The following is a 20412-nucleotide window of genomic DNA, read 5'->3' on the forward strand; positions in this document are numbered from 1 at the left end:
CTTGCCAGCCCGCTCAGAGATGTGTATAAGAGACAGCTGTGGGGCCGCGTGCTGGTCGACGAACTCGCGAAGGGCGGCCTCGAGGCGGTCTGCGTCGCTCCCGGCAGCCGGTCGACACCGCTGACGGTCGCCTTCGCCGCACACGAGGGGATCGACGTCTACTCCCACCTCGACGAGCGCTCGGCGGCGTACTTCGCGCTCGGCCGGGCGCGCCGGACCGGCGAGCCGACGGCGCTGGTTTCGACCTCCGGGACGGCGACCGCGAACTTTCATCCGGCCGTGATGGAGGCCGATCAGGCCCGCGTCCCGCTGCTCGTGCTCACGGCGGACCGCCCGCACGAACTCCGGGACAGCGGGGCGAACCAGACCGTCGATCAGGTCGAACTCTACGGCGACGCGGTCCGTTGGGACGCCGAACTCCCCGATCCCGAACCCGACGAGCGCAAGGTCCGGAGCCTCCGGACGACCGCCGCGCGGGCGCTGTCCGAGACGGGCGGCGTCGATCCCGGTCCCGTCCACTTGAACTGTCCGTTCCGCAAGCCCCTCGAGCCGATCGAGGTGCCCGACGCCGTCCCCGACGCGTTCGCGGAGACGCTCGCCGGACGCGGACGCGACGGCGCCTTCGTCGAAACCGAGTCGGGAACGCGAGCGCTCGCGGACGCGCAGTACGACGACCTCGTCCGAACGCTCGAGAACGCCGACCGACCGCTGATCGTCGCAGGGCCAGCGGATCCTGCCGATCTGTCCGTGCTCGATCCCGACCGCGTCGCGACCGTCGCCGAGCGCGTCGGCGCGCCGATCCTCGCGGATCCGCTCTCGAATCTGCGGTTCGGCCCGCACGTCGACCGGGAGTCCGCGACGGGGCCGGTGTACGGCGGCTACGACGCCTACGTCGATACGCTTCCGGAGCCCGACGCCGTCGTACGGTTCGGCGCATCGCCGACCTCGAAACCCCTGCGACACGCGCTGCGGGATTCGGACGCTCGGCAGTTCCTGATCGACCCCGCGGGCGACTGGCGCGAGGCGACGTTCACCGCGACGGATCTGCTAGCCGCGTCGCCGGGGCCCGTCTTCGAGGGGCTGTGCGAACGCCTCGAGGCTGATGCCGGGGCAAAGACGGGCTCCGAAAACGAGTGGCTGGCTGCGTTTGCCGACGCGGAGCGTCGCCACTGGGCGGTTCGCGACGCGGCCCTCGAGTCGTCGTCCCTCGAGGCCGAGCCGTTCGAGGGGGCCGTTCTCGCCGACGTCTTCGAGGAGGCGCCCGACCCCGCGACGATCTTCGTCTCCAACAGCATGCCGATCCGGGACGCCGACCGGTTCGGACGCCCCCGCGACGCCGACCTGACGGTGCTGTCAAATCGCGGCGCCAGCGGGATCGACGGGATCACGAGCACGGCGCTGGGCGCCGGAAGCGCGACCGGCGAGCCGCTGGTGCTCGTCACCGGCGATCTGGCCTTCTACCACGATTCCAACGGACTGCTCGCCGTCGACCGCTGCGGCGTCGACGCCACGATCGTCCTGCTGGACAACGACGGCGGCGGCATCTTCCACGAACTCCCGATCGAGGAGTTCGAGCCCCCCTTCACGGCCCAGTTCAAGACGCCCCACGGCCTCGAGTTCGACGCGCTGGCGGACTTTTACGACCTCGCGTTCGAGCGCGTCGCCCCCGTCGACTTCGCGAGCGCGTATCGATGGTCCCTCGAGTCTGCGGGGACGCAGGTGCTCGCGGTCGAATTCGACTCGGAGGCGAGTCACCGACGGCGGGACGCGCTCGCGGAGCGGATTCGCGAGGAGCTTCGAGGCGACGGCGAGTAGCGTCGCTACGGACTGTTCTGGGACGCGATGGCGCGCGCTGACGGCTGACCGAGCGGTAGCGAGGGCAGTCGTCGATACTGCGCGAGGTCGTCGTGAACGGAGTGAACGAAGGCGTGTCGGAACTCGTTCTGACAGTGGATGAGTGAGCGGTCCGCGGGATGAACGGCGAGAATCCCGCGGGCGCGAACGAATCGGTTGGGGAGGGCGTGGCGATTCCCCCTTGCCACTGTGAGCAGCACGCTCGAGTCCCCAGTTTCCACGAAAATAGATCGGCTATCATCACACCCGCAACCAACTGAGACGAACGAATCGACGATCAGGGGCGAAGCGCCCACCAGAGCGCGAGGGCGTAGCCGAAGGGGATCCAGGCGAAGCCGAGCGCGACCAGCCCGGCCGGCGAGAACTGCGATACGGGGGCCAGCCACTCGATTCCGATCGGGAACAGCACGCTCCAGGAACCGAACACTCCGGTCGCCACTCGCGGTCTGGTGAGCAGGTAGCCGACGAGGCCGAGCGTACAGGCGACGACGATCGCCTTGACCGGCATCGAGAACACCGGCGTCAACGCCACCGCGACGAACACCGGATAGAGCAGCCAGCAACAGCCGATCGTCACCGCAGTCGAGTACTCGAGGGACTGGCCCTCCCACTCGGGGTCGACGTCATCCGTCCAGTCGTGGACGGCGTACTGGAACTCCGAGGCCTCGGCGTCGTCGTCGGCTCCGGTAGCCGTCGCGGTCGGCTCGCCGCGGGTCGAAGTTGCCGACGCCGCCGTCTCGTCGCCGAACGACCACCCGCCCGTCGCCCGCTGTCGGGTCCGCTGTTGACGTCGTCGCTTGCGCTGTCGCGCGTGATGGCTCTCGGTTCGTGCGCCGCCTCGGGATCTCGAGCGTCCGGCGTCGGTCCGGCTCGAGCCGGCAGCGGTTCGGTCGGTGGTCCGACTCCGGCCGCTCTTCGATCCCGTTCTCGAGTTCGCCCGCTGCGTCGTTCTCGACCCCGTCGCGTTCGCGCTCGTATCGGCGCTCGAGTCGCCAGTCGTCGATGCGTTCGACGCCTTCTCTGCCGACGCGTTCGCCCCGTCGGTCGACGCGCTCGAGTCATCCGCTTTCCCTTCACCGGCAGAGTGGTCGGCGAGACGAACGTAGGACTCGTGGCCCAGCCGGTCGTACCTGGCCCGCTCGGTGCCGTCGGTCAGCACCGATTTCGCCGTCGAGACGCGCTTGAACTGCTCGGCGGCGTCGGGCGCGTCGTTGTGGTCCGGATGGGTCTCGAGGACGCGCTCGCGGTAGGCGGTTTGAATCTCCTCGCGAGTCGCGTCCGGATCGACCTCGAGGACGTCGTAGTACGTCTCGCCCATCGCCTTCGGAGTCGAACGGCCGGCTGAAAAATCAATCGGCGTAGACGATCGCCGTCAGAGTTCGGGTTGGAAACTGAAAGTGGCGTCTCGGTGCGTCGTTTCTCGGACAGATGTATCGTATGTCGCTATATCAAATAGCCCGTTGGATCGGGACGGAGTCGACTCTCTGGCGACGATAGCGGCCGCCTGGACGTCTGAAAGCGTCGAACTTGGTTGACGGACGGTGAACCGTACCGGAATCGGATCCAGCGTGCGATCGAAACGCGACTCGAGACCGGTGGCCCGAGCGATCGCTGCCACGTGATTCGGATCGGCGTGCGGCGCTCGGAGCGAAGCCACTAACCACCCGTCAGTACTGATACGTTCCGGACCGGATGTAGAGAAATTCAATAATAGACGTATTATAAGAAACTATGGCCGACACTCCGACAGTGATGGGCGATGTCCAACGACACCGACGTCACCAGCGGCCGGCGGTTCGGACAGTCGACGCGACGGACGTTCCTCGGCGGCCTCGGAGCGACCGCCGGAATCGGCGCGTTGACCGGACTCGGCGAGGCGCGAGGACGCGGCGGTGGCGCGCTCTCGAGTGCGAGCTACTACGTCGTCCGCAGCGACGGTTGCGGACCGAACGGTAACGGGACGACGGGCCGCGGCGGATGGTGGAACCGCGGTTCGGAACGCGATCACGACGAGGGCGGCGTCGGCTACCTCGTCCTCGAGGCCGGATCCGGTCGCGTCGCGTTCTCGACCGACGGCACCGCGGAGGCAGCGTTCCAGTACGCGTTCGACGAACTCGCCTCGAGCGGCGGCACCGTCGTCGCGGGCGGCAGCGACTTCCGCTTTGCCGGTCCGGCCACGATCGGCGACGACACCGCGCTGGTCGGCCAGCAGGGAACGCGGTTCGTCGTCGCCGGCGGGGAGGACAGCGCGACGAGTGACGAACCGTCGGGCCACGACCTGATCCGCACCCGCGGCGACGACGTGACGATCGCCGGTATCGAGTTCGACGCGAACGGAACGCAACTCGACAACCACGCGATTCAGGCCGACGACTGCGACGGTCTGCTGGTGGCGAACAACCGCACCGTCGACGGCTTCCAGATGGCGATCTCGTTTTCGCGCTGTACGAACGTACAGGTCGTCGGCAACGAGGTGCTCGACCCCAACTGGTACGGGATCACCGCCCGGGCCGCCGCCGACGAGCTGGACCTGCGCCGCTCCGAGAACGTCGTCGTCGCGCGCAACTACGTCGCCGGCGTGACCTACAACAACATCGCGACTTACAACGTCAGCAACTTCACCGTCTACGGCAACGTCGCCGAGGACGGCGGCCACAGCCTCATCGCCTGTTCGCCGGCCCAGCAGGGCGCGATCGTCGGGAACGTCTGTCGGGACCTCGAGGAGTACGCCCCCGACCCCGGCGGCGAGGCGGGCATCGAGATCGAGTACAAGGAGACCCACGTCCGCGAGGAGATCGCCGGCACCCCGCTGGCGCGCTCGTTCGATATCACTATCTCTGGCAATCAAGTCGACAACTGTCCGGTCGGGATCCTCTCCCGGACCGTCCCCGCCGACAGCGACGACGAGTCCGCCCGCGAGACGGAGCGTCCCTACAGCTTCACCGTGACCGGGAACGCGATCAGCGACGCCGCGGACGCCGGCATCCGGATCCGCTCGGGCGAGGCGGGTGTCGTCGCGACGAACACGGTCCGAAACAGCCCCGCGCCGATCGAGGTCGACGAGACCTACGCCGTCGACATCCAGCAGGGGCTGAACGCGACTCGAGAGTAAGGACGGGAACAAGGACGATCGGAATCGGTCCCGACTCGAGATTTCCCCTCACTCACTGCGTCACTCCGCCGTATCGGCTCGCCCGGCGAAGACGCCGCCGTCCCAGCCGCGGACGCGGGATCGAAGCACCCACTCGAGACACGCGAGGAGGGGCAGGGCGACCGAGAGGAAGAGGAACAGAACCTCCGGATGCGTGTGGTACTCCGGAGCGGGATGTGGCGGAAACACCGTGCTCTCGACAGTACCCGCCGTCCAGTAGGCGTAGAGGACCATCGGTGTGACCAGTCCCCTCGTCAGCAGCGCGGCGATGGCGATCGCCGTGACGATACACCCCGGGACGAGAATCGTAAGAACGGTCCAGATATCGGATTGGTAGTACGCACCGGTGGAACTCAGCAGCCCGATCCCGAGCCCGACAAGGAGTCCGCTTCCGAGGACGACCGCCCGGAGCTGCGATCGGGACAGCGGGAGCGTCGGGAGGTTCCGAAGCCGTTCGTCGCCGAGACCGTAGCCGCGCCGGAGCGCGAACTCGGCGACGCCGGCGACCAGCAGCAGCGAGAGCCACGCGTACCACGACTTCGCGTAGTTCGACGCGTAGAACGGCCCCTCGACCAGGGTCCCCCATGCCATGGGGGTTCCCTCGGGGAACGGCGCCGTCAGGACGGTGTGTACGACGCCGACGAGCAACGCGACGAACCCGCCGCCGGGCGCGAGCAGTCTCGTGGCGGTCGTCGCGAACAGCGGGACGAATCCGAGCGCGAACACGCCGAGCCAGACGTGGGGCGCGTCGGCGACCGAGCCGATCGTCCCCGGGTTGAGGGCCGTCTCTCGTCCCGGCTCGAAAAACGGAGAGTCCACGCGCTCGAGCAACTCACGGGTCACCATGACGTTCGCGAGGCCGCCGAGCACTCCCGCGGTGACCGACGCGACGAGCGAACGGTTCATACCGACCCGCGCGCCGTCCGGAGCCGGCGACCGGACCGTTCGATCGCTCCGTCGAATCGACCGATCACACCGTCCGCTGTCGTCCGCGTATCCGTGCTAGTCCGAGGGCGAGCGAGCATTCATTCTGACGAACTCATATTAGTAGAAAAACTCTATCGGTTATCGCCAACTGCGCGTTCCCGTCGATCGGCGAGCGCCACCGCGAGTCGCGGACTCGCGTTACTAACGGGACCTCTGCCTCGAGCGAGTCCCTCGAGCGCGACGCGAACCTATTTCACGGGCCGCGGACCAACGTCGAGCCAATGGTTTCGGAACTGTTCGACCCCGAACGCTGGGAGCCGGTCGCGGACCTGAACGACGAGTTCAGCGACATCACCTACCACCGAGCGGTCGACTCCGGCACGGTCCGGATCGCCTTCGACCGGCCCGACGTGCGCAACGCCTTCCGGCCGGGGACGGTCGACGAACTGTACGACGCGCTCGACCACGCCAAGCGCCAGACCGACGTCGGCTGCATCCTGCTGACCGGCAACGGCCCCTCCTCGAAGGACGGCGGCTGGGCGTTCTGTTCCGGCGGCGATCAGACGATCCGCGGCGATGACGGCTACCAGTACGAAGGCGACGAAGAACGAGCATCCGAACAGGGACGGCTGCACATTCTCGAGGTACAGCGTCTCATCCGCCACATCCCGAAGGTCGTCGTCGCCGTCGTCCCGGGGTGGGCCGTCGGCGGCGGCCACTCGCTGCACGTCGTCTGCGACCTCACGCTCGCGAGCGAAGAGCACGCGAAATTCCTCCAGACTGATCCCGACGTGGCGAGCTACGACGCGGGCTTCGGCTCGGCCTACCTCGCCAAACAGATCGGCCAGAAGAAGGCCCGCGAAGTCTTCTTCCTCGGAAAGACCTACGACGCCGAGGAGGCCGCGGAGATGGGCATGGTGAACGAAGCGGTCCCCCACGACGAGTTGGAGGAGACCGCCCTCGAGTGGGGCGAGCGCATCAACGCCAAGAGCCCGACGGCGATGCGGATGCTCAAGTACGCCTTCAATATGACCGACGACGGCATGATCGGCCAGCAGGTCTTCGCCGGCGAGGCGACGCGGCTGGGCTATATGACCGACGAGGCGAAGGAGGGTCGGGACGCCTTCGTCGAGGGCCGCGACCCCGATTTCGACGACTTCCCGTGGCACTACTGAGCGGCTGATCGATCCGCTCCGTCATCGGTGACCGTCTCGGATCGGATCGTAACTGTACGGGGACTCGACTCGGCTCGAGTGCGCGTTTCTTTCGTCGGTTTCAACGCCACTCAGCCCTCAGCCGTACTGCTACTGCTGGCAACGGGGAGTGCCACGTCCTCTCCAGCCGATTCGCTCGCTTCCGAGGGATTCACTCCGTTCATCCCTCGTACCGCTCACTCATCCCTCGCACGGCATCGCTGACCGCCCTCGAATTCGCTCAGGCGGTCACCAGCGCGCGCCACCTCACGCCGGATCCACCACTGGCGGGACGTCCCAGCTCGAGTGGGTGCGATTCCGTGTGCACCGATAACACTCCTCGAGCCAGTTGGTTCGACCCTGCGATCAGGGGAGAAAATCATTTGAGCGTCGGCGCCCGACTTCCGACCAGTGACACTTCCCGATCGGTCCGCGCTGTCACGCCGGGACTACCTCCGGGCGCTGGTGGCCGTCGGCGGCGCGTCGGCGCTCAGTGCTTGCCTCTCCGAGAACGACGACGAAGCGGTCGACGTCCCGTCCGGAACCGACGACCCCGACTCGCTGCCGTCGCGACAGCACGCCTGGAACGAGTTCCTCTCGAGGGACGACGACGGGAACGTCCAGTTGCCGGAACACCACGTGCTGGTGGCGCTGTCGCTCTCGACCGAGCCGTCCGACGACGCTCGAGCGCAGGTCGAGGACGCGCTTCGGGCCCTCGAGCGCGCCTACGAGTGGAGCAACGAGGGGCTGGTCTTCACGATCGGCTACACGCCGGCGTACTTCGACCGGTTCGACGGATCGCTGCCCGACTCGGTCGACCTTCCCGATCCGGAGCCGATCGTCGGCGACGCCGACAGGTTCGACGAGTTCGACGCCATCCTCCACCTCGCCAGCGATCACCCGGAGGTCACCCTCGAGGCCGAGCAGGGGCTGTTCGGCGAGCGCGACGAGTTCAACGGCCGCGGGATCGAGACGGACCTGACCGGCGTCTTCGAGCGCGTCGACGAGCGGCGCCGGACCGGCTTCGTCGGGGCGGGGCTGCCGGCTAACCACACCGATCTCGACGGCGTTCCGGAGTCGATTCCCGACGAGGCGCCGTCGCTGATGGGCTTTCGATCGGGATTCGCCGAGAGCCAGGCCCCCGAGGATCGCGTGACGATCGCGGAGGGGCCGTTTGCGGGGGCGACGACCCAGCACGTCTCTTCGATGGGGCTCAACCTCCGGCAGTGGTTCGAACAGGACAGCCAACACCAGCGCGTCCAGAAGATGTTCAGCCCGGAACACGCCGAGGAGAATGCGGTCGGCACGACCGGTGAGAAGCTGACGACGACCAACGGACTGACCGACGAGCGCATCGCGGCGACCGAAGCCGACGCCAGCGACCGTGGCGTCGTCGGCCACGCCCAGAAGGCCGCCCGCGGACGCGAAGACGGGAAGCCGCCGCTGTTGCGACGCGACTTCAGCACGGTCGACGACGATCGGCCGGGGATCCACTTCCTCGCCCTCCAGGAGGGTATCGAGGAGTTCGTCCGCGTGCGGCAGGCGATGGAGGGAACCGACCTCGACGTGACTAACCTCAACAACGGTATCACCGGTTACATCTTCGTCAACCGGCGCGGGAACTACTTGGTTCCGCCGCGGTCGCTGCGCGCGTTGCCGCCTACGAACCCGACGGAGACGGAGTGACGACTCGAGGACGAAACCGACAGACGACTCACGACCATCCACATGGACCACGAAATCGATCGACGGACGTTCGTCGGCTGGGGGGCAGCGACCGGCGCGCTCGCGCTGGCGGGCTGTTTCGGTGAGGGCGGCGACGAAAACGGCGGCGAACGAAACGACTCCGACGGCGAGGGAAACGAAACCGACGAGAACCGAGACGAAACCGTCGACGTCGCACCTCCGTTCCCCGAAATCGAGGACAAACCGGACGCGGTCTACGTGCCGACCCACCGCGAGTCGATGCGGGCCCTCGAGCCGATCGTGGCCGGCGACTACCGGCTCGCGCCGATGCTATCGTACCCCCACCCGTTCTGGCTCGTGACCGGCGACGGCGAGGACGACGTCCAGCACGTCACGCCGGACCAGATGCGGGGCGTCCACATGATGTTCACCCTCTGGGACGCCGAGACCGGCGTCGTCCTGCCGGTCGACAGCGGCAACGTCGTCAGGCTCTCTCGAGACGGCGAACGGGTCGGGTCCCCGCAGTCGATGTGGCCGATGCTCTCCCAGGAGATGGGCTTTCACTTCGGCGACAACGTCCCCCTCGAGGAGGACGGCACCTATACGGTCGAGGTCGAACTGCCACCGCTGTCGGCGCGAACGACCGGCGACCTCGCGGGCCGGTTCGCCGAGCGCGAGACCGCGACGTTCGAGTTCGACTACGATCAGGACTTTCGCGAGACGGTCTCGGACGTCGACTACTTCGACGAGGGGCGCTGGGGCGAACGCGGCGCCCTCGAGCCGATGGCTCACGATCACGTTCCCTACTCACGGCTCCCCGAGGTCGATGCGTTCCCTGGGACGTTCCTCGTCGGAACCGACGAGAGCGGCGAGATTCGCGAGGGACGTCCCGAATCGACGGCCGAACTGCCCCGAAGCGGCGACGCGGCGTTTCTCGCGACCGTCCTCGAGTCGGACTACCGACTGACCGGCGGTGACGGGCGCTCCCTGCTCGTCTCGCCGCGGACGCCGTACAACCGCGTCCCGCTTCCGAACATGAGCCTCGACGCGACGATCGAACGCGACGGGGAGTCGGTCACCGCCGAACCGGTTTCCCTCGAGCAGACTATCGACGGCGAGTACGGGCTCCACTACGGAGCGTCGCTCGAGGACGTCGATCTCCGTGCCGGCGATACGGTGACGCTGACGATTCGGTCGCTGCCGCAGGTCGCCCGCCACCAAGGGTACGACACGGCCTTCCTCGAAATGCCGCCGATCGAACTGCGGGTGCCGGAGGACAGTGACGATGCCGAGTGAACGACTCGCGGCCGTCTTCTCGGCCGCGCTGGCGGCCGCCATCGCCTGCGGGCTCCTCCTCGCCCCGCTCGCGGTCGTCCCCGCGCCGGCCGGCGCCATCGACAGCGCGACGCTGCTGTACTTCGACTCCGAGGGGTTCAACGACGACACGACCGAGATCGACGTCGCGCCCGGCGAGACCGTGACGCTCGATCTCGTGGCGAGTACGCACGGCAACCCCGCGGGCAACGGGATCAGCGGGCTCTCCTACGCGATCGAGTACGACCCCGACGTGCTCACCGTGACCGACGTCCAACAGGGTTCGATGCTGGCCGGCGGGGACGAGGGCGGGAACGCTACGGTCGACGGCGACGTCGAGATCGACGACGAAGCCGGCGTGATTACGGTCGAGCAGGAGCGAACCCCGCCGGGGAACGGTACGACGGGAACCGGACCGACGGCGACGATCACCCTCGAGGTCAGCGAGGACGCGCCGACGACCGACGAGACCCTCGCGATCGCGGACGACTCGGCGATGTTCCCGAGCGGCTATCCGGTCGACCCGGTCGAACGCAACGCGACGCTGGTCGTCGACGGCGCCGCGGGCGACGAGAGCGACGGCGGTCTCGAGGATCCCGTCCCCGGACTGACGCCGCTGGCCGGGGTGGCCGGGCTGGCCGGTCTCGGCGCGGCGCTCTGGCTGCGGGCCCGACAATAACAGCGGTCGAGACAATGATGGAAGGTTACTCATGGCCGCGGCGCCGGATCGGCCCGGCTCTCGATCGATCGCAATGCCAACGTTGACACTTCCGCGAGTGGGACACTCGAGCAATGAGTACGGCCGAGGTCGATATCTCACGGACGAAGGCGTGGTTGATGGCCGCACGCCCGCAAACGCTGCCCGCGGCCGCGGCGCCGGTGATCGTCGGGACGGGGGTCGCGCTCCACGAGGGCGTGTTCGCCCCGCTGCCGGCGCTGTTGGCGTTCGTCGGCGCGGCGCTGATTCAGATCGGGACCAACTTCGCGAACGACTACTACGACGCGATCAAGGGGGCCGACACCGACGACAGGGAGGGGTTCACGCGGGTGACCCAGGCGGGGATCATCTCCCCGGAGCAGGTGAAGCTGGCGACGTTCGTCACCTTCGCGCTGGCGATCCTGTCGGGAACCTACCTCGTCTACGTCGGCGGCCTGCCGATCCTCGTCGTCGGACTGGCAAGCGTCGTCTGCGGCTGGGCCTACACCGGCGGCCCCTATCCGCTGGGCTACCACGGCCTCGGGGACCCGTTCGTCTTCGTCTTCTTCGGACTCGTCGCCGTGATGGGGACGTTCTACGTCCAGGCCGCGGCGACGATCGCCGAACCGCTGACGACGACGATCCCCGAGGGAACCGTCACCCGCGAGGCGTTCCTCGCGAGCCTCCCGGTTGCCGGAATCTCGACGGCGATCATCGTGGTCAACAACATCCGCGACCTCGAGACCGACGCCGAGACCGGCAAACGGACGCTGGCGGTCCGGATCGGCTACCGCTGGAGCCGCGTCGAGTACGCCGCGCTGCTCGGACTCGCCTACCTCGTGCCGCCGTGGCTCTGGCTGGCCGAGGGGTTCGGCCCGCGCGTGTTGCTGCCCCTCGCCTCGCTGCCCTACGCGGCCGTCGTCGCCCGCACGGTCTGTACGCGGACCGACGGCGAGGCGCTGAACCCGGCGCTCGAGGGGACCGGCAAACTGCTGGCGATCTACGCGATCCTGTTCGCCGCGGGGGTGGCGACGTAGCATGTCCGACGACCGAGATCTCGACCTCGAGTACCGACCGTTTTCGCTCGATCTCGCGGATCCGCTCGAGACGGCCGACGGGACGATCGACTCGCGCAACGGCTTCCTCGTTCGAATCACAGATCGGGGGGCCGACGACAACCCCGTGGGCTACGGCGAGGCCACGCCGCTGCCGGGCTGGACGGAATCGCACGCCGACTGCGAGGCGGCGCTGGCGCGGGCCGCCGAAGAGATCGAGGCCGGCTCTGCCGCGGCGATCGAGGCGGTCGACGAGCAGGTCGCGGCCAGACACGCGGTCGGCCTCGCGCTGACGGATCTGACCGCGAGGCGCGAATCGACGCCGCTGTACCGGTACATCGGTCAGGGACCGATGGTCGGCCGGGTGCCGGTCAACGCGACGATCGGCGACGGCTCGACGGTCGAGACCGTCCGGGAGGCCACCGACGCCGTCGACCGCGGGTTCGATTGCTGCAAACTGAAAGCCGGCCGGCGAAGCGTCGAGGAAGATATCGAACGGATCCGGCGCGTCCGCGAGGCCGTCGGCCCCGACGTCGAACTGCGGATCGACGCCAACGAGGGCTGGACGTACGAGGAGGCGGCGACAGCCCTCGAGGCCGCCGCCGAGTTCGACGTATCATTGCTCGAGCAGCCGCTTCCCGCGGGGGCCCTCGAGGGGCACGCGGACCTCCGCGCGGACGATCGTGGAGCGGGCGTCGACATCGCGCTCGACGAGGGGCTACTCGAACACGGCGTCGACGCGATCTGCGACGCCGAGGCGGCCGACGCCCTCGTCCTGAAGCCGATGGCGCTGGGCGGCGTCGACGTCGCCCGAACGGTCGCAGCGTGGGTGAGCGAGCTCGACATCGACCCGATCGTGACGACGACGATCGACGCCGTCGTCGCCCGGACGGGGGCGGTCCACCTGGCCGCGTCGATCCCCGACGTGTCGGCCTGCGGGCTGGCCACCGCGGACCTGCTCGCGGACGATCTGGGCAAGGATCCCGTCCTCCTCGAGAAGGGCTCGGCGGTCGTCCCGCAGGCCAAGGGGCTGGGCGTCGAGGGGGTGTGGGAGTGATGGACGGGCCGGTCGAGTGGCCGACGCGGGACCTTCTCTCCCACCGCGCGTCGACGACGCCGGACGCGACGGCCGTGATCGACGCCGACGCGGACGAGTCGTGGACGTTCGGCGAGTTCGATCAGCGAGTCGACGCCGTCGCCGCCGGCCTCGAGTCGCTCCTCGCCGACTCCGACGGCCGATTCGACGACCCCGCCCGACTCGGCGTGTTGATGGAAACGCGCGTCGAGTTCGCCGACCTCTACTTCGCCGCGATGCGTCGGGGCGTCACGATCGTCCCGCTGAACGTCCGCGAGACGGCCGCCGAACTCGAGTCGAAGGTTCGACGAACCGATCTCGGCGCGCTCGTTTGCGAAGCCGGGACGGCGGAACTCGCCGCGGAAGTCGCGGACTGTCCGATCGCCTCGGTCGACGAGCCCGAACGCGGGGGCGTGGATTCGCTGCGCTCGAATACCGGTACGATACCGGAGTCGGATCTGGAGCCGGTCGTCCTCGAGTCCGACCGGACCCACCTGCTCATGTTCACTTCGGGGACCTCGGGCGAGCCGAAGATCGTTCGGCTGACTCTCGGAAACCTCGTCTCGAGCGCGAACGCGTCGGCCTTCCGACTCGGCGTCGCGCCCGACGATCGGTGGCTCTGCTGTCTCCCGATGTACCACATGGGCGGCCTGGCGCCGGTCGTCCGCTCGACGCTCTACGGGACGCCCGTGGTGATCCAGCGAGAGTTCGATCCGGCGGCAACCGCCCGCGTTCTCGACGAGTACGATATCACGGGCGTCTCGCTCGTCCCGACGATGTGCAAGCGGCTGCTCGATGTCGGCTGGTCGCCGCCCGACTCGCTGCGCTTCGTCCTGTTAGGCGGCGCACCCGCCTCGAGCGAGTTGCTCGAGCGCTGTCGCGAGTCCGGCGTTCCGGTCCACCCGACCTACGGGATGACCGAGACGGCCTCCCAGATCGCGACGGCGACGCCGGAGGAGGTGACGACCCGCGAGGGAACGGTCGGTCCTCCGCTCGTCTGTACGGACGTAACGGTCGTCGACGAGAGCGGTGAGCCGATCCCGGCCGGCGAGGCCGGCGAACTCGTCGTCGCCGGGCCGACGGTGACGCCGGGCTACCTCTCCGACGCGGAGACCGGGGCGGCCTTCGGCGAGCACGGCCTGCACACCGGCGATATCGGCTACCGCGACGAGGGCGGCCGGCTCTGGGTTCTCAACCGCCGAAGCGACCGGATCGTCACCGGCGGCGAGAACGTCGACCCCGGCGAAGTGATCGCGGCGCTGCGCTCCCACCCGGCGGTCGAGGCGGCGGCGGTGGTCGGCCTCGAGGATCCGGAGTGGGGCGAACGCGTAGCGGCGCTGGTCGTCCCCGCCGACGGCGTCGGAACCGGTGCCGGCGGGACCGATTCGATCGACCTTGAGTCGCTGCTCGCCCGCTGTGGCAAGCGGCTCGCCGGCTTCAAGCGGCCGAAGACGATCGGATTCGCCGACGAACTTCCTCGAACGGCGTCGGGAACCGTCGACCGCGAGGCGGTTCGTGAGCGCCTGCTTGAGGACGGCATCGACGTGACCGAATCGACGTAAGGTCGGTCACTGATCCGAACCCGGACCGCCCCGCGGCGTCGCTCAATCGTCGTCGGTGACGCTTCGGGTAACTGGCTGCCGATGGGGCGTCTGAGGGTCCGGTTTGGACGTTTCGTCGTCGTCCTCGCGGACGTAGTCCCGAGCGACGACGTAGCTCCCGTACAGGACGAGCAAGAGGAACAGCGAGAACGGGAGCGCCATCGTCACCGAGAGCGACTCGATAGCGCTGAACTCCTCGAGTCTGAGCGACATCATCCCGAACACTGCGAGCAGCCCGCCCCACCACGCGCGGTTTCGCGCGTTCGGATTCTCGTCGCCGAGCGTGATGGCCGAGATCATGAACACCGCCGAGTCGAGCGACGTGATGATGTAGCCGGCGATGATGAAGACGAACAGCACCGCGAGTACCGTTCCGAACGGAGTGATCTGGAGCGCTTTCGCGATAGCCGCGGGATTCCCCGCCGAGGCCATCGCTGCGGCGACCGGCTCCTGGTAGCCCGGCGCGAGCACCCAGCTGCCGATGAGGCCGTGTTGTATCCAGGTGAAGACCGTCGGGACCACGACGAGCACGGCGAACATCTCCCGGATGGTCCGCCCTTTCGAGACGCGGGCAACGAAGCTCCCGACGAAGATGCTCCAGGCGGCCCACCAGGCCCACCAGAAGCCGGTCCAGTTCGCCGCCCAGTTGCCGTCGGTCCCCGGCGCGGTGTACAGCGTCAGCCGGAATATATTGCTGAGCCAGACGCCCGTCGCATCCAGACTCAGTTCGACCATGTAGAGGCTCGGTCCGACCACCACGAGCAGGGCCATCGCGATGCCGATGAGCACCACCGTCGCGCGGGCCGCGTTGCGGATCCCCTGCTGCAGACCGAGCCAGACGTCGGCAAGGAAGACGAGGCCGATGAGAGCGAACACCACGTACGTCAGAACCGCCGCGTCGAGTCCGAACACTCGCCCGAGGATCGCCGACATCGTCTGGGCACTGAAGCCCAGCGTCGTCGAGATACCGCCGATCGTGGCGACGAGCGCCGCCAGGTCGACCAGCCAGTAGAGTCCGGGGATGCGATCCTCGTCGACGATGCCGGTGAGCATCGAACTGATCTTGTAGTCACCGACGCCTTCCGTGTAGATCACGATCCCGAAAGCGATCGCGACGGGGAGATACCACATCGCCAGCCCCGGGAACACCTCGTGGATGAACATGAAGGCCAACGCCATCGACTCTAGGGACGCACCCTGGACGGGGGCCGGGTCCGGCGGCGGATTCTGGGCGATCGACACCGGTTCCGCGACGCCCCAGATGAGAACCGAGGCGCCGAAGCCGACGGTAAACACCATCGAGAGCCACGAAAACCGGTCGAATTCCGGCTCGGCGTCGGGACCGCCGATACGGAGTCGACCGTACCTCGAGGCCGTGAAGGCGAAAACGGCGACGAGCAGGACGAATCCAAGGAGGATGAACCACCAGCCGAAGTAGGTGAGCACCCAGCCCTTCGCGCCGGTGAGCGCGCTACTCATCGCCGCCGGGCGCAGGAAGCCGACCGCGCCGAGCGAGAGCATCACGCCCATCGTCACGGCGAAGAGGGCTCGTTCCGGCCAGGACGCCTCCTCGAGTCCGAGGAGTTTCGTCGCGTTCATCGCTCGGTCCCCTCGATACGACCGTCTCTTGAGCGGTTATTCGACTGCGCGCTGTCGTCACTCGCAGGCTCGCGAGTCTCCATTAGGTGTGTCTCCAAACCCGCGGTTAGTTCTTCAAGTACTCTTCGTCTCAACCGCTGATGGGGAGGTGTTATCACAACTCCCGGATCGGGCCACGGCGGGGAAGCGCCGAAACGGATTGCCGCCGGAACGGAAGTTAAATCGCTGGCGTCCCTATCGCGAGTCGTGTGTACACTGACCCTCGCCTGGCAGGTCTTCGAGGACGCGCCGGTCGCGGTCGCCGCCAACCGCGACGAGGCGGTCGGCCGCGAGTCGCTCCCGCCTGACGTCTACCGCGAGGATCCGCTGGTGGTCGCGCCCAGAGACGCCGAGGCCGGCGGAACGTGGATCGGCTACAACGAGCACGGCGTCTTCGCGGGGATCACGAACAAGTGGACCGACGCCGACCTCGCGGGGGAGCGCTCGCGAGGCCTGCTCGTCGCCGACGTTCTCGAGGCGACGTCGGCCGCCGAAGCCGGTGCGATCGTCGAGGCCCAGACGGACGACTACGAGTACGATGGGTTCTATCTCGTCGTCGCCGACGAGACGGACGCGTACTGCTATTACTGGGACGGCTCCCTCGAGCGGATCGACTTCGAGCCCGGCGTCCACGTCGTGGTCAACGTCGCGGTCGACGAGACGGTCGACGTGCCCGAGTTCCGGGCGGACGCTGGGCGAACGCAGGCCGCGAACGCCCGCGGGGTCCGCGAGGCGCTGTCGGTCGGCGGCGATGGGGACCGCGGCGACGATGATGACGACGCCGACGAATCGGTCGACGAGTGGCTCGAGCGAGCCGGCGAGGTCTTGGGCGACCACGAGTACGGCGTCTGCATCCACCACAACGGGTTCGGGACGCGGTCGTCCTCGCTGATCGCGCTCGGTCCCGCGGGGCCTCGCTACGAGTTCGCACCGGGGTCGCCCTGCGAGACGGCGTACGAACCCATCTCTCTCGAAACCGATCTCGCCTCAGAGGTGCGGGAATAACGCACGCCGTCTCACCGGTTCTCGAGCGGCCGCCGGTGGACCGAACTGGGGAGCGGTAGATTCATGCGCCTCCGTCCATCTCATACGCACATGGACGCACTCCTGCCGCTAGCGACGAGTACGGAGAGGTGGTCACCGTGAGCATGTCGACGGCCGAAGCGGAGCTCTCCGAGGACGAGCGCGCCGGGCTCGAACTCGTTCGCGAGACCGGCGGCATCCACCAGAGCGACTTCTGGAAGGAACTGGGCGTCTCCTCGCGAAAGGGCAGCCGGATCGTCGAGTCGCTGGTCGAGAAGGACCTCGTCGACCGAGAGGACACGGTCTACGACGGACACAACACCTACTACATCGCGCCGACCGCTCGCGATCTGGATTTCACGCTGCTGATGGCCGGCGACATGCTCTCGCCGTTTATCGGCGAGGAGGAAGTCGATCCCAACAGCGACGCCTTCTCGCAGTGGATCATGAACCTCGCTTACGAGGACTAGCCGGCCTCGCGAGGGCGGCGGTCACGAGTCGCTCGTTCCGTCCGATGTTCGCGCGCCCCGTATCTGGACGATATGAGTGAACGTGACCAGGCCCAATCCCCCGACGAGATTCCCCGCAGTCGCGACCGTGATCGTCTCGAGCAGGATCCAGTAACCGATCACGGGATCGAAAAGCATCCCGAAGAAGACGTGAATCGCGGTGACGATCACGTGGTCGAAGGGGCCGAGCGCCAACAGGAAGCCGACGACGTAGGCGAGGGTGATTCGGCTTCCGACGGTGTTGACCGCCTCTAGTAGGTACGATAGCAGACTCACGAGCGCGCCGCCGACGATGGCGCTCGCAAATATCGCCGCCGTCGGTCGGTGAACGATTTCCTCCGCAGTTCGTCCGAGCACGTGAGCCGTCCCTTCGGGAAGGACCCCGTCCACGGCAAAGACCAGCGCGAAGAGGAATCCGCCGGCGAGGTTGAAGACGAAAGTAACGGTCCAGAGACGCCCGAGCGGTACGAGTAGCCACGACCCGTCCTGGTCGGCCGCCTTCGCGGTCGGATCGAAGAAGTTCTCGTTAAACAGTTCCGTTCGCCCGACGACGAGGAACACGACGCCGACGCCGAAGGCGAGCGCGCCCGCGATGTGCGCGACGGCGCCGAACTGCGGCTCGACGAGTGCGTCGACGACGCCCAGCGCGACGATACCGAAGACGATGGTAAACCCCGCGATGAAACTCGTCGAAACGAGTTCGAGCCACGACTGGTCGAGCCGCCGCTCTCCTTCTTCGGTCGCTCGCTCGAAAATCTCTCGTGGGTCAGGAGCGACGGGCACGACCCGAATATCTGTTCGCTGATAGAAAAGTGGCGGACATGAATACTCTACGGCGACCCGCGCCGCAGCAGCTCGCGGAGTGGTGGAACGGACCACCGTCTCTGACGTCGACGGATATTCGACGCGCTACTCGTAGGGATCGAACCGCTCGATGAGGACGAACGGATCCCGCTCGCGGTTGTAGTAGGGGACGTCGCCGTCGATGGCCTCGATGAGCCGACGGTGGACCTCGCGTGCGGCCCGGCCCTCGTCCGGCTCTAAGTGGTGTCGACCCCGCATGTCGTTCCAGAACCCGCCGTCGAGCCAGAGCAGCGTTTCGTCGTTTGACTGGTAGACGACCTCTCCCTCCTCGGTCAGCCCCTCGATTGCGAGCTGGCGTCCCGACAGCTGCGCTCGCGCGAGGACGGCCACAAGCTGGCGCCGCGAGACCGGCGCGTGCAGCGCGATATCGTCGATCGTCGCCCCGAAGTAGCCTTCGACGAGATCGCACGCCCGAGAGAACTCGTCGAACTCGACCTGTTGATCTTGTGTAATTTGCATTGAACGGTCACCGAGCGATCGGTTAGCTATGGATACTGTTAGCAAAATTAGTATAAAAAGCTATCCTCCGACTCGAGACGTGAGTCGCGGCTCAGGCCAACGCGCTCGCGGCGCGGATCAGCCGCCGCTCGCCGAACGCGGGGCCGACCAGCTGGAGCCCGACGGGGAGGCCGTCGGTCTCGCCGGCCGGCACCGAGATCGCGGGGAGGTCGGCCAGATTGACCGGAACCGTGTTCGCGTCGGCGAGGTACATCTGGAGCGGGTCGTCGAGGCTCTCGCCGAGTTCGAACGGCGGGACGGGCATCGTCGGGCTGGCGAGCACGTCGGCCTCCGACAGCGCCTCGTCGAAGTCCTGTTTGACCCACGCGCGGGCGTCCTGGGCCTTCTTGTAGTACTTGTCGTGGTAGCCCGCCGAGAGGGCGTAGGTGCCAAGCAGGATGCGACGCTTGACCTCGTCGCCGAACCCTTCCTCGCGGGTCCGGGCGAACGTCTCGTTCCAGTTGCCCTCGGCGTCGGCCGAGTGGCCGTAGCGGACGCCGTCGAACCGCGCCAGGTTGGAGGAGGCCTCGGACATCGCGATCACGTAGTAGGCCTCGACGGCGTGTTCGACGGAGGGCAGGGAGACCTCGTGGTACTCCGCACCGCGGTCCTCTAACTCGGCGATAGCGTCCCAGAAGGTCTCGACGACGCCCTCGTCGGCGCCCTCGAGCAACTCGGTGGGGACGCCGATCTGCAGGCCGTCGACGTCGCCCGTCGCGGCGTCGGCGTAGGTTTCGCCCTCCTCGAGGGGCGTTTCCCGCGTGGTTGCATCTCGGTCGTCGTCGCCGGCGATGACGTCGAGCAACTGCGCGGCGTCCTCGACGGTCTCGCCGAAGGGGCCGATCTGCTCTAAGCTGTTGGCGTAGGCGACGAGCCCGTACCGGGAGACCAGCCCGTAGGTGGGCTTGATCCCGACGACGCCACAGAAGGCGGCGGGACAGCGGACCGAGCCGCCGGTGTCCGAGCCCAGCGCGACGTCGGCCTCGCCGGCGGCGACCGCGGCCGCCGAACCGCCGGAGGAGCCGCCGGGGACGCGACCGGGCGCGGCGGGGTTGTCGACCGAGCCGAAGTGGGAGGTCTCGTTGGTCGTTCCCATCCCGAACTCGTCCATGTTGGCCTTCCCGACGATGGTCGCGCCCGCTTCCTTGAGGCGGGAGACGACCGTCGCGTCGTAAGGCGGGACGTACTCGGCGAGCATCTCCGAGCCGCAGGTCGTCCGGACGCCCTCGGTCGAGATGTTGTCCTTGACCGCGACGGTCGTTCCCGACAGCGGCCCGTCGTCGGCCCCCTCGATTCGCTCCTCGGTGATGTAGATGTTCTCCGACAT

At 67.7% G+C, this 20412-nt stretch carries 17 protein-coding genes; 11 read left to right on the forward strand and 6 right to left on the reverse strand.

Annotated features, from left to right (window positions below):
* Positions 1-21: 21 nt before the first annotated feature.
* On the forward strand, positions 22-1815 hold the full coding sequence (gene menD / locus C477_RS14895; RefSeq protein ID WP_049914572.1) for a 2-succinyl-5-enolpyruvyl-6-hydroxy-3-cyclohexene-1-carboxylic-acid synthase: 1794 nt from the start codon (positions 22-24) through the stop codon (positions 1813-1815).
* Between the two features lie 316 nt (positions 1816-2131).
* On the opposite strand, the gene C477_RS14900 is transcribed toward menD, so the two are convergent.
* Positions 2132-3172 (reverse strand): J domain-containing protein, encoded by a 1041-nt coding sequence (locus C477_RS14900; protein ID WP_008895340.1) that lies wholly within the window; start codon positions 3170-3172, stop codon positions 2132-2134.
* Between the two features lie 441 nt (positions 3173-3613).
* Here C477_RS14900 and C477_RS14905 point away from each other — a divergent pair, with 441 nt between their 5' ends.
* Positions 3614-4966 carry a right-handed parallel beta-helix repeat-containing protein gene (locus C477_RS14905; RefSeq protein WP_008895341.1) on the forward strand — a complete coding sequence of 451 codons (1353 nt, stop codon included), beginning with the start codon at positions 3614-3616 and terminating at the stop codon, positions 4964-4966.
* Between the two features lie 60 nt (positions 4967-5026).
* Here C477_RS14905 and C477_RS14910 read toward each other — a convergent pair whose 3' ends face one another.
* Positions 5027-5911, reverse strand: a complete 885-nt coding sequence (locus tag C477_RS14910; protein WP_008895342.1) for a hypothetical protein — start codon at positions 5909-5911, stop codon at positions 5027-5029.
* 302 nt (positions 5912-6213) lie between these two features.
* On the opposite strand from C477_RS14910, the gene C477_RS14915 reads away from it, so the two are divergent.
* The 7 genes from C477_RS14915 (at position 6214) to C477_RS14945 (ending at position 14514) form a co-directional block, all read left to right on the forward strand.
* Positions 6214-7107 carry a 1,4-dihydroxy-2-naphthoyl-CoA synthase gene (locus C477_RS14915; RefSeq protein WP_008895343.1) on the forward strand — a complete coding sequence of 298 codons (894 nt, stop codon included), beginning with the start codon at positions 6214-6216 and terminating at the stop codon, positions 7105-7107.
* A gap of 429 nt (positions 7108-7536) precedes the next feature.
* Positions 7537-8811 (forward strand): DUF7405 family protein, encoded by a 1275-nt coding sequence (locus C477_RS14920; protein WP_008895344.1) that lies wholly within the window; start codon positions 7537-7539, stop codon positions 8809-8811.
* A 42-nt stretch (positions 8812-8853) separates the two neighbouring features.
* The gene (locus C477_RS14925) at positions 8854-10107 is read left to right on the forward strand and encodes a DUF7350 domain-containing protein (protein WP_008895345.1); all 1254 of its coding nucleotides are present in this window, start codon (positions 8854-8856) and stop codon (positions 10105-10107) included.
* Entirely contained in the window at positions 10097-10804 is a 708-nt protein-coding gene (locus tag C477_RS14930; protein WP_049914580.1) for a cohesin domain-containing protein, read from the forward strand. The genes C477_RS14925 and C477_RS14930 overlap by 11 nt, the downstream gene beginning before the upstream one ends.
* 113 nt (positions 10805-10917) lie before the next feature.
* Positions 10918-11859, forward strand: a complete 942-nt coding sequence (locus C477_RS14935) for a 1,4-dihydroxy-2-naphthoate polyprenyltransferase (RefSeq protein WP_008895347.1) — start codon at positions 10918-10920, stop codon at positions 11857-11859.
* Between the two features lies 1 nt (position 11860).
* Positions 11861-12934, forward strand: coding sequence for a mandelate racemase/muconate lactonizing enzyme family protein (locus C477_RS14940; RefSeq protein ID WP_008895348.1), 1074 nt, complete (start codon positions 11861-11863; stop codon positions 12932-12934).
* Positions 12934-14514 (forward strand): class I adenylate-forming enzyme family protein, encoded by a 1581-nt coding sequence (locus C477_RS14945; RefSeq protein ID WP_008895349.1) that lies wholly within the window; start codon positions 12934-12936, stop codon positions 14512-14514. The genes C477_RS14940 and C477_RS14945 overlap by 1 nt, the downstream gene beginning before the upstream one ends.
* Positions 14515-14556: 42 nt before the next feature.
* On the opposite strand, the gene C477_RS14950 is transcribed toward C477_RS14945, so the two are convergent.
* On the reverse strand, positions 14557-16152 hold the full coding sequence (locus C477_RS14950; RefSeq protein ID WP_008895350.1) for a BCCT family transporter: 1596 nt from the start codon (positions 16150-16152) through the stop codon (positions 14557-14559).
* 246 nt (positions 16153-16398) lie between these two features.
* On the opposite strand from C477_RS14950, the gene C477_RS14955 reads away from it, so the two are divergent.
* Both C477_RS14955 and C477_RS14960 read left to right on the forward strand, forming a co-directional pair.
* Positions 16399-17196 carry an NRDE family protein gene (locus C477_RS14955; protein ID WP_008895351.1) on the forward strand — a complete coding sequence of 266 codons (798 nt, stop codon included), beginning with the start codon at positions 16399-16401 and terminating at the stop codon, positions 17194-17196.
* A gap of 137 nt (positions 17197-17333) precedes the next feature.
* Positions 17334-17684 carry a helix-turn-helix transcriptional regulator gene (locus tag C477_RS14960; protein WP_008895352.1) on the forward strand — a complete coding sequence of 117 codons (351 nt, stop codon included), beginning with the start codon at positions 17334-17336 and terminating at the stop codon, positions 17682-17684.
* Positions 17685-17705: 21 nt separating this feature from the next.
* Here the strand turns inward: C477_RS14960 and C477_RS14965 are convergent, their stop codons facing one another.
* From C477_RS14965 to gatA, 3 genes are all read right to left on the reverse strand, one after another.
* Positions 17706-18506, reverse strand: coding sequence for a formate/nitrite transporter family protein (locus C477_RS14965; RefSeq protein WP_008895353.1), 801 nt, complete (start codon positions 18504-18506; stop codon positions 17706-17708).
* A 126-nt stretch (positions 18507-18632) separates the two neighbouring features.
* Entirely contained in the window at positions 18633-19046 is a 414-nt protein-coding gene (locus C477_RS14970) for a hypothetical protein (RefSeq protein ID WP_008895354.1), read from the reverse strand.
* 91 nt (positions 19047-19137) lie between these two features.
* Entirely contained in the window at positions 19138-20412 is a 1275-nt protein-coding gene (gene gatA / locus C477_RS14975; RefSeq protein WP_008895355.1) for an Asp-tRNA(Asn)/Glu-tRNA(Gln) amidotransferase subunit GatA, read from the reverse strand.

This window comes from Haloterrigena salina JCM 13891, from assembly GCF_000337495.1.
GTDB lineage: Archaea > Halobacteriota > Halobacteria > Halobacteriales > Natrialbaceae > Haloterrigena > Haloterrigena salina.